Source organism: Gibbsiella greigii, from assembly GCF_039540155.1.
In the GTDB taxonomy this organism is placed as follows: Bacteria; Pseudomonadota; Gammaproteobacteria; order Enterobacterales; family Enterobacteriaceae; genus Gibbsiella; species Gibbsiella quercinecans.
The window spans coordinates 185,537-210,607 of the sequence record NZ_BAABEM010000021.1 but is presented as its reverse complement, the minus strand read 5'-3'; the positions used below and the strand labels follow the sequence as shown (position 1 = coordinate 210,607).

The following is a 25,071-nucleotide window of genomic DNA, read 5'->3' as shown; positions in this document are numbered from 1 at the left end:
TTATTCCCCCTCCGCCTGTGCAACGAACTGATCCGGCGCGTTACGGAAGCGGTTGTAGTTGGCCTCCGAGGCGAAGAACCAGGTTTTCCCGCCGTATTGGTATTTGTATTCCGCCTGTACGTTGGTTAACCGGCTGCCGTCTACCGGATCGGTAACCTGCAGCGTAACGACGGTAGAAAAGTAATTGACCCCGGCTTCCAACGCCGCGCGTGGGATTGTGAGTTCCTGCTCGTTATTTTGCCAACCGTCGATCGGCACCGGGTTGCAGCCGCCGGCCTTGCCGATCGACGGGATAAAGATATGCACGCCGCAGGCCACGCAGACCACCTGGTTGCCTTCCATCACATAGCCCTGATCGCCGCACAGCAGGCAGGCGTCGAAGACGACCCCCAGCCGCAGGCGATCCGGGTAGCGGTTAATCACGAAAAAGCGCACCGCTTTGCCGTCGTCGGCAACCCAGACAAAACGGTGCAGTTTGCCGTCGCGGATTTGGGCGATCGGCAGGTGCACCAGGCCATCGGCGGCAAGCTGAACCGGCGTCGCTTCTGACAGGCGCGGCGGCCTGGAGGCCACGTTGTCCCAGTAAAGCTGATTGGTAACCACGAAAGCGGCCAGCACCAACGGTGCGGCAAACAAACGCCAACCGTTGCGCGCGCGGGCCTGCGCCAGCCGCCTGGCGACCGCCGCCTCGGTTTGCCGGGCAACCTGCCGGCGCCCCAGCGCCTGGGGCAACCACAGCAACGCCTGCAGCAACAGCAGCGCCGCGGCTAGGTAGCTTAGCAGCGGCAGGTTATTGGTCACGTGGGCGACAAAGCTCAGCCGCGGCTTCGTCAACGCCAGCGCCTGCAGTTTCATCAGCAGCAACAGGACGTTGCCGGTGAGCGGCAACAGCAGCGAAAGCACGGTAATTAGCGCCACCGGCCAGCGCAGCCAGGTGATGCGGCGGCAAAGCATCGCGGTCAACACCGCGGCCAACGCCAGGCAGAAGAAAGCCAGCACCAGAGCGCTGAGGTTAATGAGCAGATCGGTGTTCAATACATGGGTGGTGGACAGTGCGCCAAGATTGGGGTTGTTGGCCCAATGGCGCGCGGCGCCGAAGACCAGCAGCGCCTGCCAGGCATAGACCAGGCGGGCAGGGCAGCGCCACAGGCTGAGTAAAAATAGTAGCAGCGCGGCGATCTCAACCCCCGTGATGGCCAACTGCAGCGTTTGGGATTTCGGCTCGTTCAGCCCGGCCCAGCCCCCCAGCAGCAGCCCAATCAAACTCAGCAACAGCAGCCGGCGCAGCACAGGGCTGGGCTGGCGGCAGCCATTAAGGCCGGCGAGCAGGGCGATGCAGGCAAACGCCTGCAGGGTAACGACAAAAAAATAGTTCATGAAAACCTGGGCTCAGCATGAAGCAAAAGGGCGGCCGCGGCGCGCCCTTGTGCGCAACCGGTTATCCTGCTGTTATTCCAGACCGACATATTTGAAGTCATAACTGACGTCAAACGGTTTCCACCAGCGGCCAACCCCGGTTTCACTGTCGGTATGGCGGTGCATACCGGCCTTGGACGGTGGATCGATATGGTAGGTCACCTTGTAGTTGCCCACCCCCATCATTTTGATGTTGGCGCCGTAGTGCGGCCCGTCGCTGGCGACCATCGGCATGAAGGTTCCTTCCTGTTTGGCGCCGGTATCGGTATTGACCAGCGTATAAGCGATGGTCAGGAACGGCATCCATTCGCCGGCGCCAAAGCCGTTTTTGTTGCCTTCCACCGCATGGATGTCGGCTTCCAGGTGAATATCGGCTTTGGCGGCGGGCAGCCCCATGCCGCGGGGTTCCATATCAATCGGCTGCAGATAAACGGCGGCGATCTCCATTTCATTGATCTTCACGGCTTCACCGGCCGGGTACTCTTTGAAAGCGAAAGCGGCGGGCGCAGTGAAGACGCTGGTGATTATGGCGCCGGCGATCAGGCTTTTGTTGATGCTCATTCACTCATCCTCTTGGTTTAACGGTTGTGTGGTTCATTACATGGGTGGTAAAGCGGTTTTGCGGCGCTGCATGATCCACAGCGCGATCAGCGCGGCCAGCACCAGCACCGCCTGCGGCAACAGCGTTTCGACATAGGGGTAGATGCCCAGCCAACCGATCTCCGGCCATCCCGGCAGTAGGGTCGGCTGGAACAACTTGCCCTCCACCAGTTCCAAAATGCCTTTACCGGCAAAGATAAAGGCCATCAAATACATGAACGAGCCGGTAAACATGAAGAATGGCTTCAGCGGCAGTTTGAGCACGGTGTAGCGCATGATGAACCAGGCCAGCAGCAGGATAATGCAACCCAGCACGAACCCGGCCAGCACGGCCGCATGGCCGGTGACCGTCTGGGCATCCCCCAGCAGGGCATAGTAGAACAGCACGGTTTCCGCCCCTTCGCGGTACACGGCCAGGAAGCTGGTCAGCCACAGGCCAAGCAGCGAGCCGCTGGTCAGCGCGTGCGAAAGTTTGCCTTCGAGGTAGGCTTTCCAGTGGCGCGCTTCCACTTTTGACAGCAGCCAGTAGCTCATGAAGAACAGCATCACCACGGCGATCAGCATGGTGATGCCTTCCAGCAGCTCACGGCTGGCCCCCGAATTGGTAAACAGCCACTGGAACAGCAGCGCGGTCACCACGCTGCAGGCCAGAGCGGCCCATATCGACTGGCGGATCATCGGCAGTTTGTCATGCTGTTGGTTTTTAATCAGGTAGGCGACGATAGCGGCGACGATCAGCAGCGCTTCCATCCCTTCACGCACGATAATCAGCAGGCTGTACACCAGCAGGCTCCACGGGCTTTCGCCGCTCTGGCCGACCAGCGCCACCGCCTGGGCCAGGTCTTGTTGCAGTGCGTCGGCTTCCGCGCTTATCTGCGCCGTGGCCTGGCCGGATTTCATCAGGCTGACCAGGCGGGTAAAGTGGCCCTCCAGCGTGGTTTTGAAGGCGGCGTCGCGCGAACCGATTTTGTTTTCCATGCCGCTGGCTTCGAAGTGATCGAAGTAGGCGTCCTGTATGGCCAGAATGGCATCCTGCGCCTGCCCGGCACGGTATTGTTGAATTGCTGCCTGCACGCTTTGGTTAATACTAGCGGCCACCGCGCTCCAGTCCGCCGTGGCGTTGGCATCAGCATCTGCCGCAGGTTGGCCAGCGGGGCCAGGCGCGGCCACCGCCTGATCGGCGCGGGTGGTGGGCAGCCCCGGCAGTATATCTTCCAGCGTTTGCAGCAGTTCGGTGGTGCGGTAGCCCAGTTCACTCAATTGGTCTGGCTGGTTGCTCAGCGCAATCAACGCGGTAAATTGTTGATTGATGCCGGCGGCCGTTTGCGAAGTGCGGTTTTGCCGGATCGACATTTCCATTTCTGAATTTTTAAAGCCCTGGAAATGTGCCTGCTGGATGCTTTTGGCCGCCGCGGCGCGGTCGCCGGCCTGATATTGGCTGATAGCCTGGGCTAGCAGATCGTCAATGGTTTTAAAACTCTGCTGCCAGTAGAGCGCGATGGCCTGGTTGTCATAGGCGCCGTGCTGCTGTTCGGCCACTAACTGGTGGCCGCCGTCCAGCACGGCTTCAACGCCGCTAAGCTCGCTTTTCAGCCAGTCGATTTTTGCCTGCACTTCCGGCTGCGGTTTCCCTTCGCCGATCATGCGGCGGATATCGCCAAAGGCAGCTTCCATCTGATAGCTTTTTTGCGCCGAGATATTAATGCGAATCGGCCCTTCAAGGTTTTCAAACACTTCAAAATACGCCATTTGCACTTCGCGGCGGGCGTCATTGGCTTGCTGGTTGTGGTAAAGCGCGGCAGTTTTGTCCAGGCGGGATTGAATATCGTTGATATAAGGCGCATAGCCGGAAGCTGACCATGCACCCGCGCTGCTCAGTACGCTGAGGAGGATGAGCAGAAAACGTATTATGGGCATTAGAGGCACACACCATTAGCGTGTTAATGATAATCGTTATTATTATCATTTGTTGGTATGGCGTTACATTGACCTGGATCATAAGTTGGGTTTTTAACCGTCAGCGGGTTTTGAAAAGAGGGGGCTACCGGGCGGTATTAGCACAAAAACGGTATTGCTTATGCGAAAGGCATAGTTAGCGCTGAATAAACGCGGTAATAAGCTAGCGCCTTTTACAGGGGGATTACTATGCCGACTTTCTCTGCGCCGTTTTTGCGCGACTATGTGGCGGCCCGCTTGGTCGAAAATGGCGTTAATCAGGCAACCGCCGAACAGGTGGCTGAAAATTTAGTGGAGGCGTGCCTTAAGGGGCACGATTCGCACGGGGTGAGTATGTTGCCGCGCTATCTGGAAGCCATTGCTGAGGGCGGGCTTAACCCTGCGGCGGGCGCCGAGTTGCTGCAAGACAATGGGGCGCTACTGGCATTTGACGGCCAGCACGGTTTTGGCCAGGTGGTGGGCTGCCAGGCCACCGCGGCGGGCATTGCGCGCGCCTCACAGTTGGGGGTAGCGGTAGTGGGGTTGGCCAATGCGCATCATCTGGGGCGGATTGGCGCCTTTGCGGAGCAGGCCGCGCAAGCCGACCTGGTTTCACTGCACTTCGCCAACGTCAACAGCCGGGCAATTGTCATGCCCTGGCAAGGGCAGTATTCACGGTTGGGCACCAACCCGTTCTGCGCGGGTATTCCGCAGGCCGAAGGGGCGCCGGTGATTCTGGATTTCGCCACCAGCGCGATTGCCGGCAACAAGGCGCGCATTGCCTGGAACGCCGGCAAGCAGGTGGAACCGGGCTGTATCGTTGACGATGCCGGCCAGCCGACGCAGGATCCGCGTTGGGTGGTGCAGCCGCCGTTGGGCGCGCTGCTGCCGTTCGGTAAACATAAAGGATCCGGCCTGGCGCTGGTCTGTTCGCTGCTGGGGGCGGCGCTGACCGGCGGTATTACCGAGCGCCATGTTGCGCAAGGCAAAAAGCGCATTATCAACAGTATGCTGTCGATTTATATCGATCCGGATCGTTTAGGGGGGGCCGAGAGTTGGCGGCAGGAAGTGTCGGCGTTGCTGGCCTGGGTACGCAGTTCGCGCGATGACGGTGAACTGCTTTTGCCGGGCGATGCTGAACGCAACGCCTATCAACATCGCCTGCAACACGGCATTGAGGTGGACGAGGTGAGCTGGCAACAGCTGCAGGCCCTGGCGCCTGCGCTCTGATTTATCACGCCAGCCACCTGCGGCGATGGCCGGCAGGTGGCTGGCAGTAGCCTAAAATTAGCGCTGCATTCCCCAGCGTTTCACCGTTATCCGCTCCAGCGTGGCGAACACCAGGCTCTCCACCAGCAGGCCGATGATAATCACCGAAGCCAGGCCGGCAAACACCCGATCGGTAAACAGTTCATTGCGGTTTTGGAAGATATACCACCCCAGGCCACCCGCGCCGCTGGAGGCGCCGAATACCAGTTCGGCGGCGATCAGCGTACGCCAGGCGAAAGCCCAACCGATCTTCAGGCCGGCCAGGATCGAAGGCAATGCCGCCGGGATCAAAATATGCCAGACGTAGCGTAACCCGCTCAGGCCGTAGTTGCGGCCGGCCATGCGCAGCGTTTCGGAAACCGACATAAAGCCCGACCAGGTGGTGAGCGCCATCGGCCACAGCACGGAGTGAACCAGCACGAAAATCAGACTTTTCTCCCCCAGGCCAAACCACAACAGCGCCAACGGCAACAGGGCGATCGCGGGCAGCGGGTTGAGCATTGACGTCAACATGCTAAGCAAATCGCGCCCTAAGCGGGTGGAAACCGCCAGTGCGCTTAGCGTCAGCGCCAACAGGCTGCCAATCGCGTAGCCCTTCAACAAGGTGCCGATCGAAATGGCAATTTTAGCCGGCAGTTCGCCGCTGAGCATATCATCAACAAAGGCGTGCAGCGTTTGGGTAAAGCTGGGCAGCATCAGATCGTTTTGCTGCCAATACGCCGCGCCTTGCCACAGCAGCAGCAGGGCCGCCAGCAGCACGCTTTTACGCAACCAGGTTTGGTTCCATAACCGTGTGGCAAGCGGCAACGGGCGTTCAAGCGGCAGGTTGTGCAGCGGCGTCAGCTCACGCTGGTATTCGGGCCGGATCGGCGGCGTCAGGGTTTCAGGGCTTGGTGTGGTCATTGCAAAGCACTCGCGGTTAGCGGCAACAGTGGGCGCGGCGCCGGCTGCGGCGCGGAAGGTTCAGGCGTAAACAGCAGATCGTGGATCTGCCGCGCGGCATGCTGGAAAGGTTCGCTGCCGCTGTCGTGCAGGGCGAACTGGTGGCTGTTCAGCTCGGCGCGCACCCGCCCTGGGTGCGGTGACAGCAGCAAAATGCGGCTGCCCACCACCAGCGCTTCTTCGATCGAATGGGTGACGAACAGCAGCGTGAAGCGCTCGTCTTCCCACAGCGCCAGCAACTCTTCCTGCATTTTGCGCCGCGTCAGCGCGTCCAGCGCAGCGAAGGGTTCATCCATCAACAGGATTTTCGGCTGCATGGTCAAGGCGCGGGCGATCGCCACGCGCTGTTTCATGCCGCCGGACAAGGTATGAGGAAACGCATCGGCAAAGCCGGCAAGCCCCACTTTATCCAAAAAGTGCAGCGCCCGCTCGCGCGCTTCGGCGCGGGTGGCCTTGCGGCTGGCCAGCAGCGGGAACAGGGTGTTTTCCAGCACGGTTTTCCACGGTGGCAACTGATCAAATTCCTGAAATACCATCATGCGATCGGGGCCGGGCTGTACCACCGGTTTGCCATCGAGCTGGATCTCACCGTTGACCGGCGGTAAAAAACCGCCGATGGCTTTCAGCAGGCTGGATTTACCGCAGCCGGAAGGGCCGAGCAAAATAAAGCGATCGGCGGGCCAGACGTCGAAGCTGACATCATGGGTGGCGCGCACCTGGCGATGGCGGGTGCGGTATTCCAGCCCAACGCTGCGGACTTGCAACAGCGGGTTTTGGCTTGAGTGAGTCATGGTGTTTTCCCCCGAGGCCTGAAAATCAGAACGGCGCATCACCTTCGATGGTGGTGCGATACAGTTTGCGGCGCAGGTGTGCAGGGCAACCGGTCGCCAGATGGATCAACGAGCGGTTGTCCCAAAACACCAGATCGCCCGGCTGCCAAACGTGCCGGTAAATATGCTGCGGCTTTATACTGTGGGCATACAGTGCCTGCAGGATATCGTGGCTTTCGTCTTCCGGTAGCCCTTCGATATGGGTTGTAAAACCTTCGCTGACGAACAGCGCCTTGCGCCCGGTTTCCGGATGGGTGCGCACTATGGGGTGGGAAACGGCTTTCACCTGCGCCAACTGCTCCGCCGTTAACTGTGGCCGCCAGTGTTCGCCGAACTTCGGCTTGCTGTAGGTGGCGGTATAGGCATGCACCGCATTGCGCCCCTCAACGGCGGCGCGCAGTACGGCCGGCAGGGTATCCCACGCCTGGTGCATGTCGGCGAACAGCGTGTCACCGCCTTCCGCCGGCAATTCCTGTGCGTACAGCATCGAGCCAAGGCTTGGCAATGCCTTGTAAGAGAGATCCGAGTGCCAGTATTTGCCGGCATCGCCCAAGCCGATCGGTTTGCCGTTTTCAATGATGTTGGAAACGATCAGGATCTCCGGATGGCCGGGCAACAGGAACTGCGCCAATACGTGGATCTGCAGCTTGCCGAAACGGCGGCTGAAGGCGATTTGCTGTTCCGGCGTAATCTGTTGGTTGCGGAACACCACCACGTGATGCTCCAAATGGGCACGATGAATGCGGGCAAAGTCACGCTCATTCAGCGGCTGGCCGAGATCCAGCCCAATGATTTCCGCACCCAGCCCACCCAGGGGGCGTACGGTAAAATTCTGGCCGGCAATCGTTGGTTCAGCGGCAAGGGCTATGGTCACAATCGTTCTCCTGTTTGGTTCGGGTTAGCTGCCTGGGTTGGCATAGGCCTCAGGGAAGAAATAATCCTTCCAGGAGTCGGCTTTATTCTTGAGCACGCCGAGCTGGTGCAGTTTTTCCGCATAAACGAAGGTGCGCTCTGGCGAAATGGTGAAGTCGATTTCCGGATCTTCCACGATTTTCTGCACCAGGGCCGGCGGCAGTTTGGAGTTTTCCGCCCGGATGTAGGTTTGGGCGGCGGCGGCCTTGTCTGCCTTGATGATCTGCGCGGCTTCCGCCAGCGCATCATAGAAAGCGCGGTAGGTTTTCGGGTTTTGATCGTGGAACTTCTGCGTGGTGTAAAGCACATTGAAGGTGCCCGGCCCGCCCAGCACGTCGTATGAACTGAGGATCTTGTGCACATTTGGGTGCTCCAGCGCCTGGTACTGGAACGGCGGGCTGGAGAAGTGCGCGGTGATCTCGGTGCCGTTGGCGATCAGCGCTGCGCTGGCGTCCGGGTGGGGCAGGCTAACGCTGATATTGTCAAACCGCTTGAATTCGCTGTCGCCGTACAGTTTGGCGGTTTCGATTTGCAAGGTACGTGATTGGAAGCCAACGCCGGCGGCCGGCACGGCAATGCGGTCTTTATCGCTCAGATCCTTAACGCTTTTCACCGCCGGGTTATTGCTGAGCAAATAGTTGGGCATGGAGCCGAGCGACGCGATGGCCTTCACGTTTTGCCGGCCACGGGTGCGATCCCACACCGTCAGCATCGGCGGCACGCCGGCAGAGGCTACGTTCAGCGCGCCGGAAAGCAGCGCTTCGTTAATGGCGGTGGCGCCGGAAAGGGTGCGCCAGTCGACTTTAATATCCAGCCCCTGTTCCTTACCGTGTTTTTCGATTAATTTTTGATCTCGCACCACGTCCAGAATGAGGTAACCAATGCCAAACTGCTGCGCGATGCTGATGCTGCCTTCAGCCTGGGCTTGGGTGGCAAAGGTGCCCAGGCTGGCTAACATCAGGGCGCCGGCAACGGCGCGCAGGCGCAGTTTCCCAAAATTTAGGTTCATTATTTCTCCTGATGAAAAATCGCTATTATAAATAATGGTTTTGAATGTGTTTGTTGAAGCCTACGGCTGTGCGCCTGAGTTGTTAAATTCTTTTTTGATATATTTAATATTAAAAACTAATTCTATAAAATTCATTTGGATAGGTATTTTTGTCGCCATTTCTATAGCAACCGTTTTTCTTTGTTTATCTGATAAATGCATTAACGCTGGCTAATAGGCGTTATTTTATTGCTTATGAATGCAATATCTTTTTTTTAACTATCGATAGCCATATTTTTGCTAAATAAAAAATTACCCTCGCTTCTATACTGGCCGCCTATTTGAAACGCCTCATTAAAGGAAAAAATTATGCATCTCGCTCGTTTCCCCCGCGTTCGGCTCGGCCATTTTCCCACTCCGCTGGAACCACTGCCCCAACTGTCGAAAGCGTTGGGCGGCCCGACTATCTGGATCAAACGCGATGACTGTACCGGGCTTGCCACCGGCGGCAATAAAACCCGCAAGCTTGAGTTCCTGTTGGCCGACGCCTTGCAGCAGGGCGCCGATGTGGTGCTGACCCAGGGCGCCACGCAGTCCAACCATGTGCGCCAGACCATCGCCGGCGCGGCCAGGCTTGGGTTGAAAACCCAGGTGTTGTTGGAAAGGCGCGTTAACGATTTCGGTGAAGAGTATCAGCGCTCCGGCAACGTTCTGCTTGATGATTTGCTCGGTGGCGTGATTGTCGATCATCTGCCGGGCGGCACCGATATGCAGCAGGCCCTGGAAACGCTGGCCGCGCAGTTGCGTGACCAAGGGCATAAGCCTTATGTCATCCCGGGCGGCGGTTCCAATGCGATCGGCGCGCTGGGTTATGTGGCCTGTGCCGAAGAACTGCTTTGGCAGTCAAGCCAGCAGCAATTGCGTATCGATCACGTAGTGCACGCCACCGGCAGCACCGGCACGCAGGCCGGCCTGGTGGCTGGGCTGAGCGCCACCCACAGCGGTATCCCGGTGCTTGGTATCAGCGTGCGGGCGCCGAAGGCCAAACAAGAAGAAAACGTGTGGAATCTGGCGCAGCGCACCCGCGAATTGTTGGGCATTGCCGGCGAGTTGCCGCGCAGTGCGGTGGTCGCCAACGGTGACTACGTCGGCGAAGGTTACGGCCTGCCGACGGATGGCGTGCGCGAAGCTTTAACACTGCTGGCGCGGCTGGAGGGCATCTTGCTCGATCCGGTTTACACCGGTAAAGGCATGGCCGGGCTTATCGATCAGGTGCGCAAAGGGTATTTCGCCAAGGACGATAATGTGGTGTTTGTCCATACCGGCGGCGCTGCCGGCCTGTTCGGCTACCGCCAGTGGCTGGAGCAGGGCGCGCAATGAGCGGGCAGCTATTGATTGGCGTGCTTGGCGGCATGGGGCCGCTGGCCACGCTGGATCTACAGCAAAAGATTATTGAGGAAACCCCTGCTGCGCGCGATCAGGAGCATGTGCCGGTGGTGGCGTGGAACGTGCCGCAGATCCCGGATCGCCAGTTGGCCCTGGCCGGTAAAGGGCCTTCGCCGTTGCCGGCGTTGCTGGCGGCGGTGGAGCGGCTCAACCGCATTGGCGCCAGCCACATTGTAATCGCCTGCAATACCGCCCACCATTGGTATGACGAACTGGCGGCGGCCAGCACGGCGCCGCTGTTGCATATTGTCGATGCCTGCGCGGATGAGCTGCGGGCCGGGGCGCCGGATAAGGTGGGCATTATCGCCACGGCAGGGACGCTGGCCGCGGGCTGGTATCAGCAGCGGTTGGCGGCGCAGGGCATCACCGCGTTGCTGCCGGCGCAGGCGGAGCTGGAACGGCTGTTTGTGCCCGGCTGTTATGCGGTGAAGCGCGGCGAGTTGCAGCGTGGCGGCGAATTGCTGGATGAACTGGCCAACGCACTGTTGGCGCGCGGTGCGCAGAAGCTGGTGCTGGCCTGCACGGAAGTGCCGCCGGCGCTGGCTGCCGTACAATCGCGCAGCCTACCGTTAGCCCTTGATCCTGCGCGCGCGCTGGCGCGCCAATGCGTGCGCCTTTGGCAGGAAAGCCAACGCCGTTCCAACGCGGATGCGGCGCTGGAACGGCGTACCTGAACTACGCGCTATCCCTGATATTCGATGATCGACAGCCCGGCGTTATAGTCGGTGCTGTAGATGATGCCTTGCGCATCAACGAACACATCGCAGGATTGGATCACGTGTGGGCGCCCCGGCCGCTTATCCATCATGGCCTGTGGGTTGGCGGGCACCAACGCGCCGGTTTCCTTCGGCTGATAAGGATTACTGATGTCGTAGGCGCGCACACCGGCGTTTTGGTAGGTGGCGAAAATCAACGACGAGCTGATAAAGCTGCCTGGGCGGTTTTCATGCAGGTTGTGCGGCCCGAAGTGGGCGCCCTTGCTGACATAGTCCCGCTCGTCCGGCTGCGGGAAGGTGGCGATGCTCACCGGGTTGCTCGGCTCACGGATATCAAACAGCCAGATCAGTTTTTCACCGTCCTCCTGGTTATCCAGCACCGCTTCATCCAGCACCACCAGCAGATCCCGGTCCGGCAACGGCAGCGCAGTGTGGGTGCCGCCGCCGAACGGCGGGCTCCAGTTGCGGTGGGCGATCAGTTGCGGCTGGCTGCGATCTTTCACATCCAGTAAGGTCAGGCCGCCGTCGCGCCAACTGGCGTAGGCGGTGTCGCCGCTAATGATGGCATGGTGCAGGGCGTAGCGTTTGCCTTCCGGCCAGTCTGGCGTTTCGCCGCCGGCGCTGTGCATGCCCGGCAGCCACCAGCGCCCGGCGACCTGCGGGTTGCGCGGATCGGCCAGATCGACCGTCAGGAAGATGTAGTCGGTATAACCGTCGATCAGCGCCGAGACATACGCCCAGCGCCCGCCAACGTACCAGATGCGGTGCACACCGATGCCGTCCAGCGCCAGAAAGCCGATTTCCCGCGGTTTATCCGGCGTAGAGATATCAAAAACCCGCATACCGGCGCTCCAGCCGCGCCCCGCATTATTGCCTGATACCGTCTCGCTGATTGCCTTGGTGTAATACACTTTTTCGTCGGCAAAGCGGGTATCGGCGAACAGATCGCGCGCGTTGACCACCAGCAGCAGGTCGTCATGGGCCTGCAAATGGATATTCCAGGTGCCCGGCGGGGCCGGGATAAAGCCGGCCGGGCGGGGATTTTTGGCATCGCGCACGTCGACGATGGAAAAGCCCTGTGAAACCATGTGCCCGATATAGGCATAGCCACGGTGCACCATCACCTGCACCCCGTCTGGCTTGCCGCCCTGATCGCTGTGGCCGATCAGGCGCATATTGCGGCTATATTCAGGCTGTGGAAGAGGCGGTTTCGCCATCATGACTCCTTATTTTTTCGGCTGTTGTGCTTCAAGGGTCGCGAACCAGGGCGCAACAAAATCAGCAGACTGGCCCCAACCTGGGATAATTTTCGCCAGCGAAGCGACGTTGGTGGCTTCCGGGTGGCTTTGCACCAGCGCTTGTGGGATCGCGACGGCTTTGAACTCATACACTGGCGGGGTTGGTTCACCGGCAATTTTGTTGGCGATCAACCGCAGGTTCATCGCGCCGATCAACTTCGGATCCACCGCCACGCTGATCTTCCAGGCGCTGTCTTTGGCGTGCATCAATGCTAACACCTGGTTGGAGATATCGATACTGTAGAGCTTGATCTCCGTGCGGCCGTTTTCCTGCAGGGCTTTATACGCGCCCAGGCTGAACGGATCCCAGGTGCCCCAGATCGCGTCGATCTTGCCTTTTGGGTATTTCGCCAGGATCGCGCCGATCTTGTTGGCCGTATCGCCCTGCACGTCGGAAGATACCGCGCCGATCGATTCAAGCTCGTGGATCCCCGGCTGTTCTTTCAGCATCTTTTGGTACTGCGCCTGGCGCCGCTCCATTGGCGGGAAGCCAGCGACCCACAGCTTGATGATGTTGGCCTTGCCGTTAAAGTCTTTCACCAACTGGCCAAATGACAGTTCGCTCAGCGAAGCGTCGTCCTGCTGGGTGACGGTGACGCCGGGGATCTCGCCCTGAACCGCGGTATCGTAGACCGACACGGCGATCCCGCTTTCGCGAATGCGTTTGATCAGCGCCGTGGCGTAGGGATCGCGCCCCTGAGAGAGAATGATGCCGTCGTATTTTTGGCTGATGGCCTGGTTGACGAAGTCCTGGAATTTGGCATCGTCGCCGTTGGTGAGAAAGGTACTGACCTTAAAGCCCAGTTTGCGGCCTTCCTGGATGGCGCCGGCAAGAAACTGCGTGGTGTTGTCGTCAGAGCCGAGGTTGCGAACTACCGCAATGCGAATCGGGCCTTGGTGGTTGGCGATTGCAGCCGGCACCGGAGCGGCTGCGGGGGCGGCGAAACACGGGGTGAGCGAGAACAGGCTAAGTGCCAGCAACGAGGTTTTGAACAGCTTCATGTAAAGTTACCCTGCATGGTTAATGATAAAAACAATGTTATTTGGCCATGTTGCATGGCGTTGTTATTTCCCCGATCGCTCCGAACGCAGGATGACGATAGGGATGATAAATTGTATTCGCCGGGCCGCGTCCTGCCATGCGCCAGGTCATGGCGGGGGCTATTCGTGAGTTGTTGCTGTAAGAGGTGAACGGCTTCCTGCCGTTCGGCGCCTTTAATGGCTCCCACGCCCGTGCTCTATTCACCTCATGCATTATCTTTGGGATTAATCAATGAGCCACTTTCCCATGTCAATGAGCGAAAAATCATAAGCTAATACAAAAAAGTATTCGCCATAGTATTTGCTGCACCTATGATGGCGATAATCAGAGAGAAAGAAGGAATTCAGCATGAGTGATACCGACATTCGCGTGGTTGCCGGCCCGGCAAACTATTTTGCTTTCCCCGGCGCCATTGACCGCCTGTCGCAGTTTTATTCACCGCAACAGTTGCAAAACGCGCTGTGGATTTACGGCGAGCGCGCGCTGGCGGCGGCCAAACCCTTTTTGCCAGCGGCGTTCGATGCGCCGGAGGCCTGCCGGGTGTTGTTCAACAGCCACTGCAGCGAAACCACGGTACAGGACATCGTGCGTCAGGCTGGGGATGCACGCCAGGTGGTGATCGGTGTGGGCGGCGGTGCGGTGCTGGATACCGCCAAAGTGGTTGCGCGCCGGCTGGGGCTACCGGTGGTGGCAATTCCGACCATCGCCGCCACCTGCGCCGCCTGGACGCCGCTTTCGGTGTGGTACAACGATCAGGGCCAGGCGCTGCGCTACGAGATTTTCAACGTCGCCAACCACCTGGTGCTGGTGGAGCCCGAGATTATCCTGCGCGCGCCGAAAGCGTATCTGTTGGCCGGCATCGGCGATACGCTGGCGAAATGGTATGAAGCCGTGGTGCTTAGCCCACAGCCGGCCCAATTGCCGCTCAGCGTGCAACTGGGCATCAATACCGCCCTGACCATCCGCGACGTGTTGCTTGATGAAAGTGAGGCGGCGCTGCAGGCGCAGGACGACGGGCAATTGAACAAAGCCTTTCTCAACGTGCTGGAGGCGATTATCGCCGGCGGCGGGTTGGTGGGTGGCCTTGGCGATCGCTATACGCGCATCGCGGCCGCGCACTCGGTGCACAATGGCCTGACGGCATTGCCGCAAACCGATGTCTTCCTGCATGGCACCAAAGTGGCTTACGGCATCCTGGTGCAGAGCGCATTGCTGGGGCAACATGACGTGGTCAATCAGCTGATTGCGTTGTACCGCCGGTTGGATTTGCCGGTCAGCCTGGCGGCGTTGAACGTCGATATCCATGATGAAGCCCAGATCGAACGGCTGATCGCCCGCACGCTGCAGGCCGGTGAGTCTATTCATTTCTTGCCTGTGCCGCTTAACGACGGCACGTTGCGCACGGCGCTAAGCTACGTGGAATCGCTGGCGGCCTAAAGCGCGCTTTGCGGCGGGGCCAGGCCCAGCCGTTGCCCGGCGGCAGCGATCACCAACGCTTTTAATTGCTGCACTGCCGGATCGCGTACGCTTTCGGCGCGCCAGCCCAGTTCGACGGAATAGGGCGCCAGTGCCAGCGGGCAGGCAATGCAGCACAGCCCGCTGTTTTCTGCCAACTGCCGCGCCGCGTGCCAGGGTAAGGTCGCCAGGCAGTCGCTGCCCGCCAACAGGTGCGGCAGCGCCGCAAAGTGGGTGGTCGATGCTCTGATTTTGCGCTGGCGGCCCATGGCGGCCAGCGTTTCATCAACGATGCCGACGAAACCGCCGGAAGACACCAAAATGTGCGCGTAGTGCAGGTAGTCATCCAGGCTGAGCGTGCCGGTGGCGGCAGGATGGCGCCTGTCGAGCACACAGGCGTAGCCGCCGGTGCCCAGCACTTGGCGGCCCAATGTGCGCATTGCCGCACCGCCGGCGGTCAGGCTAAGATCGATATCCCGCGCCATCAGCATCTCCCCCGCCAGCAGGCTGTGGGTTTGCCGCAGAATCAGGCGCAGCCCCGGCGCGCTGTGCGGCAGGGCTGCGATAAGCGCGCCGCCCAACGCAATCTCATAATCGTCGGAAAGCCCCAGCGCCAGCGTGCGCCCCACCGCGTTAGCGCTGTTGGGGGCGGCCAATGCCAGGCTTTGCCGGCATTTGTCCAGCGCGTCGGCGATGAGTGGCCGCAGTTCCTGCGCTTTTGCGGTGGGCTTCAGCCCGCGGCCGGTGCGCGCAAACAGATGATCGCCATATAGCTGGCGCAGCCGGCCCAATGCCGCACTGACGGCGGATTGGGTCAGGCCAAGGCGGATGGCCGCCCGCCCGGCGCCGCCTTCTTCATACAGCGCTTCAAATACTTTAAGCAGGTTGAGATCGGCACTGCTGAAATTAATTTCGTTCATAACAGATAGCCTGTTTACGCGATTGATGAATATTGCCAGCGGCGATATGGTCATGCAACGGCCTTTTCATACAGGTAATTCCCTATGTCGCAATCCACTATCGCCGCGCTGCAGATAGGCAGCTCGCCGCTTGGCAAAGCCGCCACGCTGGAAAATATTCTGGCCTATGAGCAACAGATCAAGGCGCACAACCTTAGCCTGGTGGTGATGCCCGAAGCCCTGCTGGGCGGCTACCCTAAGGGCGAGGTGTTCGGCACCTATCTGGGCTATCGCCAGCCCGAAGGGCGCGAGGCCTACGCGCGTTATTTCGCCAATGCTGTGGAGGTGCCGGGGGCGGAAACCGATGAGCTGGCGGCGCTTTCCCAACGCACCGGCGCACACTTGGTGGTAGGGGTGATTGAGCGCGCGGCCAGCTCGCTGTACTGCACCGCGCTGTTCTTTTCGCCGCAGGACGGCCTGGTTGGCAAACACAGGAAGCTAATGCCGACCGGCACCGAGCGGCTGATCTGGGGGCAGGGGGATGGCTCCACGCTCACGGTAGCGGACACGCCTGCCGGGCGGATTGGCGCGGCCATCTGCTGGGAGAACCATATGCCGCTGCTGCGCATGGCGATGTATGCCAAAGGCGTGCAGGTATGGTGCGCGCCGACCGTAGACGAACGCGATATCTGGCAGGCATCAATGCGCCACATTGCTCACGAAGGGCGGCTGTTTGTGATCAGCGCCTGCCAGGTGCAGCCTTCCCCGCGCGAGCTGGGTATTGAGGTACCCCATTGGGACGCCGATCGCCCGTTGATCCGTGGCAACAGTATCATCGTCGGCCCGCTCGGCGACGTGCTTGCCGGGCCGATGCAAGACGAAAGCGGCTTGTTGATCGCGAATATCGATCTGGATGAGCTGGCGCGCGCCCGTTACGATCTGGACGTGGTTGGGCACTATTCACGCCCGGACGTGTTTTCGCTGACGGTCGATGAACGTGAAAAAAACACCGTCGCGTTTACGCCAGGCAAGCCATAGCGCCCGCATCCCCGGTCATTCTCTTGCCTGGGGGCAAATGACGGGCGCGGGGAATAAGGGGAAACTAGGCAGAAAAAATCTTCACGCACTCCTGCCGCACCTGTTTCAATGCATCCTGAATAACCGCCAGCCGCGTTTTAAAACGGTATGACGGCAGCATTACGGAAAGCGCATGCGGCGGCTGTTGCGGGATGGGCAGTGCGATGCTCACGCCGCATACGCCCTCGGCGTGTTCTTCGATATCAAACGCAAAGCCGGTTTCCCGCACTTTATTAATCTGGCGTAGCAGTTTTTGCAGGCTGACGATGGTGTGCTCGGTCATCGGCGCCATCCCGGCGCCCAGCAGCTCTTTAATCTCTTCATCAGCCATCATTGATAACATGGCCTTGCCGTTTGCCATGGCGTACAGCGGGCGCGGCCTGTCGTGCAGGGGCACGACCCGCACCGCCTGATCGCAGATGATGCGATCCAAAAAAATCACTTCATGGTCATGATGGGTGGAGATATCCACGGTTTCGCGGGTGAGCTCGAACAATATTTCCAATGGATAGCGTAGCCGGGCGGCCACGCTGGAGTAGTTTCTTTTCGCCAGTTCATTAATGCCCCACCCGAGCCGAACGCCGCATTTCCCCGCTTCAACCAGGTTATCCATGGCCAGCGTATCGATGATGCGCTGTACCGTTGAGCGCGGCAGCCCTGTCAAGCGTGCAACTTCACCCAGGCTGATCCCTTCGTGGCCAAGAACCCGCAGGATGCCGATCGCCCGTGAAATCACCTGAATGTTTTGCTGCTTTTTCATGCCCATACCTCCTGTAAGGAAATGTACCGCCATCCGGTTATTATTGTATTGTTTTTTCCTATGCGTATGATAGCTGTATTGGTAAGTATGATAACTGTATAAGTTACTGACCGTGACCATGCGTAGATTTTTAGCTTGGCTTCCTGGCGCAACAACCACCGCAATATGACTGATCACGGTATGGCATAAACGATTTTCGTGGTTGTTGGTCGGGCACCTTTGTACCTCAGGAGAAACCATAATGGCATATGCAACAACAAACCCTTACACCGGCGAATTGATCAAAACCTTCCCGGAAGCGACTGATGCTGAAGTTTCTGCGGCCATCGACAACGCCCATCAGGCCTTCCTATCCTGGCGTGAAACCCCCTTTGCGGCGCGCAGCGCGGTGATGCAGAAAGCCGCTGATATCCTGCGCCAGCGTTCCGAAGAGTTCGCCCGTCTGTTAACGCTGGAAATGGGGAAACTGATCGTCGAAGCGCGCGCCGAGGTGGAGCTATCCGCACAGATTTTCGAATACTATGCCCGCAATGCTGAAAAGCTGCTGGAGCCGGAAGAACTGCCGGTTGCCAACCCGGAAGAAGCAACGGCGAAAGTGGTACATGAGCCTTTGGGTATCCTGCTGGCCATCGAGCCTTGGAACTTCCCGTATTACCAGATTGCCCGCATCATTGCGCCGCAGCTGTCTGCCGGCAACACCATCCTGCTGAAACATGCGTCCAACGTGCCGCAAAGCGCAGCCATCTTTGAGCAACTGATGAAAGAAGCCGGCCTGCCGGCTGGCGCATTCAAAAACCTGTATGCCACCCGTAGCCAGATCGAAACCATCCTGAACGATCCGCGCGTGCACGGCGTTGCGCTGACCGGTTCCGAAGGCGCCGGTGCGGTGATCGCGCAGCAGGCGGCCAAGGCGCTGAAAAAATCTACGCTGGAACTGGGCGGTGCGGATGCATTCGTGGTGCTGGACGATGCCGATCTGGATAAAACCGTGAAGTGGGCGGTATTCGGCCGCCACTGGAACGGCGGCCAGGTTTGCGTCTCTTCCAAACGCATGATCATCGTCGATAGCCTGTATGACGAATTCGTCAAGCGTTACAGCGCGGCGGTTGCCGAACTGCGAGCCGGCGATCCGCTGGATGAGAAAACCACGCTGGCGCCGCTGTCTTCCCAGGGGGCTGCCGACGAAGTGAAAGAGAAAATCGAGCTGGCCGTTAGCCACGGCGCACATGCGGTGGAAGTGGGTGATAAAGTGCCGTCAAAAGGTGCTTTTGTTCAGCCGACCATTCTGACCAATGTTACGCCGGAAAACCCGGCTTATCACATGGAGTTCTTTGGCCCGGTATCCATGCTGTTCCGTGCAGCCGACGAAGACGATGCGGTACGCATCGCCAACGATTCTCCGTTTGGTCTGGGCGGCTCTGTGTTCAGCGGCGATCCGCAGCACGGCGCTGCGGTGGCGGCGCGCATCTCTACCGGTATGGTGTATGTTAACCACCCAACCCGCGTGAAGGCCGACTTGCCGTTTGGCGGTATTCGCCGTTCCGGTTACGGCCGCGAACTGATCGGCCTGGGCATCAAAGAGTTTGTTAACCACAAGCTGATTTCCATTGTGGATATTGACGCCGAGTTCTAATCACAACGGCCTGCTTTAGGCCGCGAATAAGCATGTAAAAAAAGCCTGGGTATGTAATATCCGGGCTTTTTTATGCCGCAGCGCCCGCCTACTGCGCGTTAAACGCTGGAATGACGTGTTTGATAAATAACGCCAGCGATTTTTTCTTCTCGGCAAACGGCAGGCTGTTGTCGCTCCAGAAACTGAACTCATCCACCCCCAATGCCTGGTAATTTTTCAGCCGATCGATAATCTGCTGTGGGGTACCGATCAGCATATTGGCGCGCAGGTTCTCCAATTGGAACTCGGGGCGTTCGGCAAATTTTTCCGGTGGGCTGGGCGGCAGCAGACCGTTGACCGGGGTGGCCTTATTGCCAAACCAGGCGTCAAAGGTGCGGTAGAAGCGTGAGATAGCGTTGGCGCCGGTGATCCAGCCCTCCGGCTGTGTGGCCTCATGCACATAGGTATGCATGAGCACCATAAAGTCCGGCCGTGTCGCCTGCGGGTTCTGCTGGAGCGCGTTGTCAAATTTCGCTTTCAGATCGGCCACTTCCTGATCCCCTTTCATCAGTGGCGTTACCATCACGTTGCAGCCGTTCTTCACCGCAAAATTATGCGAATCCGGATCGCGCGCGGCGATCCACACCGGTGGGCAGGGCGTTTGCACCGGGCGCGGCGAAGCGGTGGCGGTGGGGAATGACCAAATCTCCCCCCGGTGAGCATAGTCGCCCTGCCACAATGCCTTAACCGCCGGCAACATCTCTCGCAGATGCTTACCGCCGGATGACGCGGGGATACCGCCAGCCATGCGATCAAACTCAAACTGATAGGCGCCGCGCGCCAGCCCCACTTCCATCCGGCCATTGCTGATGACGTCCAGCAGCGCACATTCCCCGGCCACACGGATCGGATGCCAGAATGGAGCGATAATGGTGCCGGCCCCCAGTCGAATGGTAGTGGTTTTCGCCGCCAGCCAGGAGAGCAACGGCATCGGGCTGGGCGAACAGGTGTAATCCATTGCGTGGTGCTCGCCAATCCACACGGTTTTAAAGCCGCCTTCTTCCGCCATCAGCGCCAGCTCGGTGAGTTCTTCAAACATCTGGCGGTGGCTGGTTAGCTCGTCGTAGCGTTCCATATGGACAAACAGTGAAAATTTCATGGTGACTCCGAAATGTGCTGAACAGGCCGGGCAGATGCCAGCGGCCGTTGTCGGTGGCGTTATGCCGGCTGCGCCGGCGCCAATATTTTTCCGCGGCAATAGATCATCGGGTCTGTACGATAGGGCGAAAACAGGATGTTTTTGACCTCGCCGACCACAATAGCGTGATCGCCACCGGCATATTCGCACCACAGTTCGCATTCGATGGTGGTGAGTGCGTTTTCCAGCAGCGGGTTGCCCAATGCGCTGAGCTGCCAGTTAATCCCCTGGCTTTTATCACCGTTTTTGCTGGCGAACGCCCAGGCTTCCTGCTCCTGTTCGGCGGCCAGAATATGGATGGCGAATTTTTTCTGCTGCATTAACACCGGATAGGAGTTAGCGCGGTAGTCGGGGCAAAACAGCACGAGCGGCGGCTCTAGCGAAAGCGAGCTGAATGCGCTGACGGTCATACCGGTAAGCTTGCCCTGTTCATTGAGCACGGTTATCACCGTCACACCGGAAGGAAACGAACTCATGGCCTGTTTAAACGTTGCGATGTCAATCATGGTGGATCTCTCGTCAGAATTAAGGGATAAAAACCGTTAATCAACCGCCGAGAACGATAGGCCCCGCCAAATATTCTCACTGAAAAAATAGGGGCAGATCCCCATTCCCCATTTGCCTGCGCCGCTGGTTTTCATGCTTTGCCCTTGCTTTGCGCCAGATCGCTGTCATTCCATTGGCTGTATAGGCACGCGTCGTCCTGGTGCCAACGCAGAGCCAGGCGATCGCCGGGTGAGAATGTGCCCCCCAACTCGGGACGGGTTTTGGTGGTCACCCACGTGCCGTCCGGCAGATTGACCTGCAGGTTGAGGTTATCGCCGAGGAACACTTTATCGATGAGCACGCCGTCGATTTCATTGCAGCCGTCAGCCAGTGGTGTGGTTTGCGCCTGAGCCAACGACAGCGGCTGGAGTTTCTCCGGGCGCAGCATCAGTAGCACCTGTTGATAGGGGGTGAGATCGCCCCCAGGTTTGATACACAGCCTCTTGTTGGCCAGCAAGACATGCTGGCGATCCTGAACGGTAACCCGCAGAAAATTCGAGTTGCCCAGAAACGAAGCGACAAAAGCATCCGGCGGCGCCTGATAGAGATCGTACCCGGTGCCTAACCCGACGATCTTGCCGTGGTTAAAAATGGCAATACGCTGCGAAAGGCGCAGCGCCTCTTCCTGATCGTGGGTGACATAGATGATGGAAATGCCTAGCTCACGGTGAATCTCACGTAGCTTTTGCTGAATGTCCTCACGCAACTTTTTATCCAGCGCCCCCAGCGGTTCGTCCATCAGCAGAATGCGCGGTTTGTAAACCAGTGCACGCGCGATGGCGACGCGTTGCTGCTGCCCACCGGAGAGCTGTGCCGGGAAGCGGTGGGCAAACTTTTCCAATTGCACCAATTCCAGCATCTCTTTAACCCGGCGCGTGCGTTCGCTGGCGTCAATTTTGCGCATGTTGAGTGGGAATGCCACGTTGTTGCTGACGTTCATGTGCGGGAATAGCGAGTAACGCTGGAACACCATACCAATATCGCGTTTATGCGGCGGTACATGCAGCATTGATTTACCGTCCAGCAGGATCTGCCCGGAAGTGGGTTCTTCAAAGCCGGCCAGCATCGATAGGGTGGTGCTTTTGCCTGAGCCGCTGGAGCCGAGAAAGGTCAGGAATTCGCCATCTCTGATATTGAGCGAGATATTGTCCACGGCGGCAAAGTCGCCGTAGTGTTTATTCAGGTTGTTCAGGCTCATCAGCGTGCGCGCAGGCGTGCGTGGGGCCAGGGTATTATCGAGATGTTGCATTATATTCTCCACGTCAGAGACTGAACGGATTCTTCTTACGCACCAGTGCGGCTATCGCCATGAAAATCAGCGTGAGCATAATCAGCAGGGAGGACGCCACGGCAATAACCGGGGTAAGATCCTGCTGCAATGTGGACCACATTTTTACCGGCAACGTTTGTAAGGTGGGGCTGGCCATCATGATGCTCAGCACCACTTCATCCCAGGAGGACAAAAACGCGAAAAGCGCACTGGCGATGATGCTGCCGCGTAGTGCCGGCAGAGTGACTTTATAAATCGCCTGCGGGCGGGATGCGCCGCAAATCACCGCCGCGTCCTCCACTGATTTATCAAACTGTTTCAGAGCGTTAACGATCAGGATGATAGAAAACGGCAGCGCTACCAATACATGGGCGACCACAAAGGCGAGCAGCGAACCAATCATCCCAAGTTTGAGGAACAGGGCGTAAAGGGCGATGGCGATGATCACCAACGGCACGATCATCGGTAGCGTAAATAGCGTGTAGAGAAAGGTGCGGCCAGGGAAACGCCCGCGAACCAGACTGAAAGCGCTGGGCACGCCGAGCGCAATGGAAAATCCGGTGGTCAGCAGGGCGATTTTGACGCTGGTGGATACCGAAGCCATCCACTCCGGGTTGGCGAAGAATACGGCATACCATTTGGTCGTCCAGGCCGGGGGCGGAAACACCAGCCACTGTGAAGAGCCAAAGGAAAGCAGCACAATAAACACGATGGGCAACAGCAGGAAAACGGCAGCCAACCCGGTGGCGGCATACAGCGAAAACCGCAGCCTCCAGCCAATCGCATGTGGGGAAAGCAACATAGTTTCCTCCTTACCGTGGGGAGCCAACCGGCGATTCCGGCTGTAGTTTCAGATAAAAGTAAAACAGCAGCAGGGTCAGCACGATAAGCAACGTGGCGGCTGCGCTGGCGAAGTTCCAGTTAAGGAAGGACTGCACCTGCTGGGCGATGAATTCCGGCAACATCATATTTTGCGCACCGCCCAACAGCGCTGGCGTAACGTAGTAACCCAGCGACATGACAAACACCATTAACCCGCCGGAGAACAGGCCGGAGCGGCACAGCGGTAAAAACACCTTAAAGAAGTTGCTAAAGGGGCCGGCGCCGCAAATTGACGCCGCCTGCAGGATCATCGGGTCGATATTGCGCATCGTGGTGACCAGCGGCAGCACCACAAACGGGATCATGATATAGGTCATACCGATCACTACCCCAGTCAGGTTGTGCACCAGCGCCAGCGGCTGGCTGATGAGACCTAGCGCCATCAGCGTTTTATTGATCACCCCGGTGGTTTGCAGCAGTACCAGCCAGGAGTAGCTTCTGGCCAGCAGGCTGGTCCACATGGAGAGCAGGATAATATTCAGCATCCAGCGGCCCCAGCCGCTGGGCATCAGCGTGATCACCCAACTGAGCGGAAAGGCGATCAGTAGGCTGATGCCTGTAACCAGAATACTGACCGTAAAGGTATTAAGCAGTATCTGCGGATAGGCGGCATTGGCGAACAATGCGCTGTAGTTCGCCAAGCCAGGTGTCGGTTCCAGCAGGCTGTGCGCCAGTAAACTGCACAGCGGAACCAGAAAAAACAACAGCAGGAACAGCAGTGCCGGCACCAGTTTCCAGGCGCCCTGCCAGTTGCGCAGGCGTATCAGGTTGGCAGAACGTACCGTGTCGCGTGGGGATACCTGGCCGGCGGTTTGTTCCGAACGTGAGAGCGAGACCATTATTTCACCAACCATTCATTCCAGCGGGCGGCGATTTCATCTCCATGCTGGGCCCAGTAAACGTAATCCAGGGAAACCTGATCCTTCTCATGGGCGGTAGAGAGGCTGCCGGCGAGTTCCGGCGTGATGCTTTTTACGCTGTCGAGATTAACCGGGGAGTAGGCGGTGAGATTGGCGAAGTCGGCCTGCCCTTTGGCGCTGCTGGCATAGCTGATGAACTTCATGGCGGCGTCTTTGTTTTTGGCGCCCTTCGGCACCACCAGGATATCCGCCATCACCAGGTTCTGCCGCCAACTGATGCCGACCGGCGCGCCGTCTTTTTGCAGCGCGTATACCCGGCCATTCCAAAACTGCCCCAGAGCCGCTTCGCCAGAGGCCAGGAGCTGCTGCGATTGCGCACCGTTACCCCACCAGACAATATCCTGTTTGATGGTGTCGAGTTTTTTAAATGCGCGATCGAGATCCAGTGGATAAAGCTTTTCCGCCGGGACACCGTCTGCCAACAGCGCCAGTTCCAGCACACCGGGGCCAGGCCATTTGTAGAGGGCGCGTTTGCCGGGGTATTTTTGCGTGTCGAACAGCGCCGACCAATCTTCCGGTGTAGCGCCGCCGGTTGCTCCCTGATTATAGGCCAGCACGAAAGAGTAAAAGAAGGAACCGACGCCGTGTTCGGAAACGAAGCGTGGATCGATGCGTTCGCGCTTAATGACCTTGAAATCCAACGGTTCCAGCAGGCCGGCCGCGGCGGCCCGTTGCGCGAAATCCGCCTCAACATCCACCACGTCCCAGGAGACGTTGCCGCTGTCGACCATTGCTTTGAACTTGCCGTAATCGGTGGGGCCGTCAGAAATCACTTTGACGTTGGTTTGCTTACTGAATGGCGCCACCCAGGCTTGTTTCTGCGCATCCTGCGTGGTGCCGCCCCAACTGATGAAACTCATGGTGTCGTTTGCCGTGGCGTAAAAACTGGTCAAGCCCAGTAGCCCAAGCGTGATGGCACAACGTGAAAACTGTGTCAATTTCATAGTGGGATCCTTGAGGATGTCAGGGAGACGGGCCGAAGCCTGCGTCCAGTGTTTTATTGCGCTAATCACCAACCTTGTAACGAAAAATCTGCCGATGGCCGCAGCCTTACCTTA

The 25,071-nt window shown here is 58.7% G+C and carries 23 protein-coding genes; 6 read left to right on the top strand and 17 right to left on the bottom strand.

Annotated features, from left to right (window positions below; genetic code table 11):
• The 3 genes from AC559G_RS15320 to AC559G_RS15310 all read right to left on the bottom strand — a co-directional run bounded on the left by AC559G_RS15320 (position 1) and on the right by AC559G_RS15310 (position 3,933).
• Positions 1-1,377: a Fe-S-containing protein gene (locus AC559G_RS15320; protein WP_498913118.1), complete on the bottom strand. Its 1,377-nt coding sequence runs from the start codon at positions 1,375-1,377 to the stop codon at positions 1-3.
• A 72-nt stretch (positions 1,378-1,449) separates the two neighbouring features.
• The gene (locus tag AC559G_RS15315) at positions 1,450-1,977 is read right to left on the bottom strand and encodes an iron transporter (RefSeq protein WP_095845091.1); all 528 of its coding nucleotides are present in this window, start codon (positions 1,975-1,977) and stop codon (positions 1,450-1,452) included.
• A 36-nt stretch (positions 1,978-2,013) separates the two neighbouring features.
• Positions 2,014-3,933 carry an FTR1 family iron permease gene (locus AC559G_RS15310; RefSeq protein ID WP_498913117.1) on the bottom strand — a complete coding sequence of 640 codons (1,920 nt, stop codon included), beginning with the start codon at positions 3,931-3,933 and terminating at the stop codon, positions 2,014-2,016.
• A 228-nt stretch (positions 3,934-4,161) separates the two neighbouring features.
• Here AC559G_RS15310 and AC559G_RS15305 point away from each other — a divergent pair, with 228 nt between their 5' ends.
• Entirely contained in the window at positions 4,162-5,181 is a 1,020-nt protein-coding gene (locus AC559G_RS15305) for a malate/lactate/ureidoglycolate dehydrogenase (protein WP_498913116.1), read from the top strand.
• Positions 5,182-5,238: 57 nt separating this feature from the next.
• On the opposite strand, the gene AC559G_RS15300 is transcribed toward AC559G_RS15305, so the two are convergent.
• Genes AC559G_RS15300 through AC559G_RS15285 form a run of 4 tightly spaced genes read right to left on the bottom strand, consistent with a single transcriptional unit; the run spans position 5,239 to position 8,862 of the window.
• A complete protein-coding gene (locus AC559G_RS15300; protein WP_498913115.1) occupies positions 5,239-6,123 on the bottom strand; it encodes an ABC transporter permease in 885 nt (294 codons plus the stop codon).
• Positions 6,120-6,953 (bottom strand): ABC transporter ATP-binding protein, encoded by an 834-nt coding sequence (locus AC559G_RS15295; protein WP_095848904.1) that lies wholly within the window; start codon positions 6,951-6,953, stop codon positions 6,120-6,122. Before AC559G_RS15295 ends, AC559G_RS15300 begins: the two co-directional genes overlap by 4 nt.
• Before the next feature lie 25 nt (positions 6,954-6,978).
• Positions 6,979-7,866, bottom strand: a complete 888-nt coding sequence (locus AC559G_RS15290) for a TauD/TfdA dioxygenase family protein (RefSeq protein ID WP_498913114.1) — start codon at positions 7,864-7,866, stop codon at positions 6,979-6,981.
• A gap of 24 nt (positions 7,867-7,890) precedes the next feature.
• Positions 7,891-8,862, bottom strand: a complete 972-nt coding sequence (locus AC559G_RS15285) for an ABC transporter substrate-binding protein (protein WP_279024941.1) — start codon at positions 8,860-8,862, stop codon at positions 7,891-7,893.
• A gap of 399 nt (positions 8,863-9,261) precedes the next feature.
• Between AC559G_RS15285 and cuyA the strand changes: the two genes are divergently transcribed.
• Entirely contained in the window at positions 9,262-10,272 is a 1,011-nt protein-coding gene (cuyA, locus tag AC559G_RS15280) for a D-cysteate sulfo-lyase (protein WP_121555298.1), read from the top strand.
• Positions 10,269-11,012 (top strand): aspartate/glutamate racemase family protein, encoded by a 744-nt coding sequence (cuyB, locus tag AC559G_RS15275; protein ID WP_498913113.1) that lies wholly within the window; start codon positions 10,269-10,271, stop codon positions 11,010-11,012. Before cuyA ends, cuyB begins: the two co-directional genes overlap by 4 nt.
• A gap of 8 nt (positions 11,013-11,020) precedes the next feature.
• On the opposite strand, the gene AC559G_RS15270 is transcribed toward cuyB, so the two are convergent.
• Positions 11,021-12,271 carry an LVIVD repeat-containing protein gene (locus tag AC559G_RS15270; RefSeq protein WP_498913112.1) on the bottom strand — a complete coding sequence of 417 codons (1,251 nt, stop codon included), beginning with the start codon at positions 12,269-12,271 and terminating at the stop codon, positions 11,021-11,023.
• Positions 12,272-12,280: 9 nt separating this feature from the next.
• Positions 12,281-13,354, bottom strand: coding sequence for a sugar ABC transporter substrate-binding protein (locus tag AC559G_RS15265; protein ID WP_462615656.1), 1,074 nt, complete (start codon positions 13,352-13,354; stop codon positions 12,281-12,283).
• A 388-nt stretch (positions 13,355-13,742) separates the two neighbouring features.
• On the opposite strand from AC559G_RS15265, the gene AC559G_RS15260 reads away from it, so the two are divergent.
• A complete protein-coding gene (locus tag AC559G_RS15260; RefSeq protein ID WP_498913111.1) occupies positions 13,743-14,831 on the top strand; it encodes a dehydroquinate synthase/iron-containing alcohol dehydrogenase family protein in 1,089 nt (362 codons plus the stop codon).
• On the opposite strand, the gene AC559G_RS15255 is transcribed toward AC559G_RS15260, so the two are convergent.
• The gene (locus tag AC559G_RS15255) at positions 14,828-15,769 is read right to left on the bottom strand and encodes a LysR family transcriptional regulator (RefSeq protein ID WP_498913110.1); all 942 of its coding nucleotides are present in this window, start codon (positions 15,767-15,769) and stop codon (positions 14,828-14,830) included. The genes AC559G_RS15260 and AC559G_RS15255 overlap by 4 nt on opposite strands.
• 84 nt (positions 15,770-15,853) lie before the next feature.
• Between AC559G_RS15255 and AC559G_RS15250 the strand changes: the two genes are divergently transcribed.
• Complete coding sequence (locus tag AC559G_RS15250; protein ID WP_498913109.1) at positions 15,854-16,786, top strand: carbon-nitrogen hydrolase family protein; 933 nt, start codon at positions 15,854-15,856, stop codon at positions 16,784-16,786.
• Between the two features lie 64 nt (positions 16,787-16,850).
• On the opposite strand, the gene AC559G_RS15245 is transcribed toward AC559G_RS15250, so the two are convergent.
• On the bottom strand, positions 16,851-17,585 hold the full coding sequence (locus AC559G_RS15245; RefSeq protein ID WP_498913108.1) for an IclR family transcriptional regulator: 735 nt from the start codon (positions 17,583-17,585) through the stop codon (positions 16,851-16,853).
• A 241-nt stretch (positions 17,586-17,826) separates the two neighbouring features.
• Between AC559G_RS15245 and AC559G_RS15240 the strand changes: the two genes are divergently transcribed.
• Positions 17,827-19,218 carry an NAD-dependent succinate-semialdehyde dehydrogenase gene (locus AC559G_RS15240; RefSeq protein WP_498913107.1) on the top strand — a complete coding sequence of 464 codons (1,392 nt, stop codon included), beginning with the start codon at positions 17,827-17,829 and terminating at the stop codon, positions 19,216-19,218.
• 88 nt (positions 19,219-19,306) lie between these two features.
• On the opposite strand, the gene AC559G_RS15235 is transcribed toward AC559G_RS15240, so the two are convergent.
• From AC559G_RS15235 to AC559G_RS15210, 6 genes are all read right to left on the bottom strand, one after another.
• The gene (locus AC559G_RS15235; protein WP_498913106.1) at positions 19,307-20,356 is read right to left on the bottom strand and encodes an LLM class flavin-dependent oxidoreductase; all 1,050 of its coding nucleotides are present in this window, start codon (positions 20,354-20,356) and stop codon (positions 19,307-19,309) included.
• Between the two features lie 59 nt (positions 20,357-20,415).
• Entirely contained in the window at positions 20,416-20,901 is a 486-nt protein-coding gene (locus AC559G_RS15230; protein WP_498913105.1) for a flavin reductase family protein, read from the bottom strand.
• Between the two features lie 131 nt (positions 20,902-21,032).
• Entirely contained in the window at positions 21,033-22,190 is a 1,158-nt protein-coding gene (locus tag AC559G_RS15225; RefSeq protein ID WP_498913104.1) for an ABC transporter ATP-binding protein, read from the bottom strand.
• Between the two features lie 13 nt (positions 22,191-22,203).
• Positions 22,204-23,013, bottom strand: coding sequence for an ABC transporter permease (locus AC559G_RS15220; RefSeq protein ID WP_498913103.1), 810 nt, complete (start codon positions 23,011-23,013; stop codon positions 22,204-22,206).
• A gap of 10 nt (positions 23,014-23,023) precedes the next feature.
• Complete coding sequence (locus AC559G_RS15215) at positions 23,024-23,932, bottom strand: ABC transporter permease (RefSeq protein WP_498913102.1); 909 nt, start codon at positions 23,930-23,932, stop codon at positions 23,024-23,026.
• A complete protein-coding gene (locus AC559G_RS15210; protein ID WP_498913101.1) occupies positions 23,932-24,957 on the bottom strand; it encodes a polyamine ABC transporter substrate-binding protein in 1,026 nt (341 codons plus the stop codon). The genes AC559G_RS15215 and AC559G_RS15210 overlap by 1 nt, the downstream gene beginning before the upstream one ends.
• Between the last annotated feature and the right edge of the window lie 114 nt (positions 24,958-25,071).

Excerpts from the sequence above, each read along its gene's own strand:
- cuyA (WP_121555298.1), top strand. The coding sequence starts at position 9,262 with ATGCATCTCGCTCGTTTCCCCCGCGTTCGGCTCGGCCATTTTCCCACT.
- AC559G_RS15225 (WP_498913104.1), bottom strand. The coding sequence starts at position 22,190 with ATGCAACATCTCGATAATACCCTGGCCCCACGCACGCCTGCGCGCACG.
- AC559G_RS15300 (WP_498913115.1), bottom strand. The coding sequence starts at position 6,123 with ATGACCACACCAAGCCCTGAAACCCTGACGCCGCCGATCCGGCCCGAA.
- AC559G_RS15240 (WP_498913107.1), top strand. The coding sequence starts at position 17,827 with ATGGCATATGCAACAACAAACCCTTACACCGGCGAATTGATCAAAACC.
- AC559G_RS15315 (WP_095845091.1), bottom strand. The coding sequence starts at position 1,977 with ATGAGCATCAACAAAAGCCTGATCGCCGGCGCCATAATCACCAGCGTC.
- AC559G_RS15320 (WP_498913118.1), bottom strand. The coding sequence starts at position 1,377 with ATGAACTATTTTTTTGTCGTTACCCTGCAGGCGTTTGCCTGCATCGCC.
- AC559G_RS15210 (WP_498913101.1), bottom strand. The coding sequence starts at position 24,957 with ATGAAATTGACACAGTTTTCACGTTGTGCCATCACGCTTGGGCTACTG.
- AC559G_RS15265 (WP_462615656.1), bottom strand. The coding sequence starts at position 13,354 with ATGAAGCTGTTCAAAACCTCGTTGCTGGCACTTAGCCTGTTCTCGCTC.
- AC559G_RS15220 (WP_498913103.1), bottom strand. The coding sequence starts at position 23,013 with ATGTTGCTTTCCCCACATGCGATTGGCTGGAGGCTGCGGTTTTCGCTG.
- AC559G_RS15250 (WP_498913109.1), top strand. The coding sequence starts at position 15,854 with ATGTCGCAATCCACTATCGCCGCGCTGCAGATAGGCAGCTCGCCGCTT.
- AC559G_RS15255 (WP_498913110.1), bottom strand. The coding sequence starts at position 15,769 with ATGAACGAAATTAATTTCAGCAGTGCCGATCTCAACCTGCTTAAAGTA.
- AC559G_RS15245 (WP_498913108.1), bottom strand. The coding sequence starts at position 17,585 with ATGAAAAAGCAGCAAAACATTCAGGTGATTTCACGGGCGATCGGCATC.
- AC559G_RS15305 (WP_498913116.1), top strand. The coding sequence starts at position 4,162 with ATGCCGACTTTCTCTGCGCCGTTTTTGCGCGACTATGTGGCGGCCCGC.
- AC559G_RS15310 (WP_498913117.1), bottom strand. The coding sequence starts at position 3,933 with ATGCCCATAATACGTTTTCTGCTCATCCTCCTCAGCGTACTGAGCAGC.
- AC559G_RS15260 (WP_498913111.1), top strand. The coding sequence starts at position 13,743 with ATGAGTGATACCGACATTCGCGTGGTTGCCGGCCCGGCAAACTATTTT.
- cuyB (WP_498913113.1), top strand. The coding sequence starts at position 10,269 with ATGAGCGGGCAGCTATTGATTGGCGTGCTTGGCGGCATGGGGCCGCTG.
- AC559G_RS15235 (WP_498913106.1), bottom strand. The coding sequence starts at position 20,356 with ATGAAATTTTCACTGTTTGTCCATATGGAACGCTACGACGAGCTAACC.
- AC559G_RS15270 (WP_498913112.1), bottom strand. The coding sequence starts at position 12,271 with ATGGCGAAACCGCCTCTTCCACAGCCTGAATATAGCCGCAATATGCGC.
- AC559G_RS15295 (WP_095848904.1), bottom strand. The coding sequence starts at position 6,953 with ATGACTCACTCAAGCCAAAACCCGCTGTTGCAAGTCCGCAGCGTTGGG.
- AC559G_RS15285 (WP_279024941.1), bottom strand. The coding sequence starts at position 8,862 with ATGTTAGCCAGCCTGGGCACCTTTGCCACCCAAGCCCAGGCTGAAGGC.
- AC559G_RS15215 (WP_498913102.1), bottom strand. The coding sequence starts at position 23,932 with ATGGTCTCGCTCTCACGTTCGGAACAAACCGCCGGCCAGGTATCCCCA.
- AC559G_RS15230 (WP_498913105.1), bottom strand. The coding sequence starts at position 20,901 with ATGATTGACATCGCAACGTTTAAACAGGCCATGAGTTCGTTTCCTTCC.